This window comes from Phaeodactylibacter luteus (assembly GCF_007993045.1).
Taxonomy (GTDB): Bacteria; Bacteroidota; Bacteroidia; order Chitinophagales; family Saprospiraceae; genus Phaeodactylibacter; species Phaeodactylibacter luteus.
This window is the reverse complement of record NZ_VOOR01000229.1, coordinates 1-365: the sequence shown is the minus strand read 5'-3', so window position 1 is coordinate 365 and position 365 is coordinate 1. Positions and strand designations below refer to the sequence as shown.

General features: G+C 56.2%; 1 protein-coding gene. It reads right to left on the bottom strand.

Going from position 1 to position 365, the window contains the following annotated elements; all coding sequences use genetic code 11:
* Positions 1–365 (bottom strand): hypothetical protein (locus FRY97_RS22725; protein ID WP_170254897.1); only part of this gene is annotated, 365 nt, incomplete at both ends.

Below are 365 nucleotides of genomic sequence, written 5' to 3'. Positions count from 1 at the left end.
CGAACGCGCAGTACAGCTCGCTCGTGTTGCCGCACTCGTCTGTGGCTACATAGCGGAACATGTGGCTGCCGAAAGGAATGCCCGCTACAAAGCGGCTTGCGTTTGCAGGGATCTGGCGTACCACTACCGTGTCGATAATGATGTTGCCAGTTGGCAGTCCGTACTGGTTCAGTTCTTCCTCTTCTGTCGTCGTTACGATCTCAGTGTATACCGTCGCGCTTGAGCAGTTGTCGCTCACGCCAGGCATTGGAACCTGGAAGGACGCTGCGCAAGAGAATGGGCTAGTAGAGTATACCAATGGCGTGCCTGCTGGGCAGGTCAGTGCCGGTGCAGTCGCGTCGCCTACTTTGATAAACTGGGTGAAC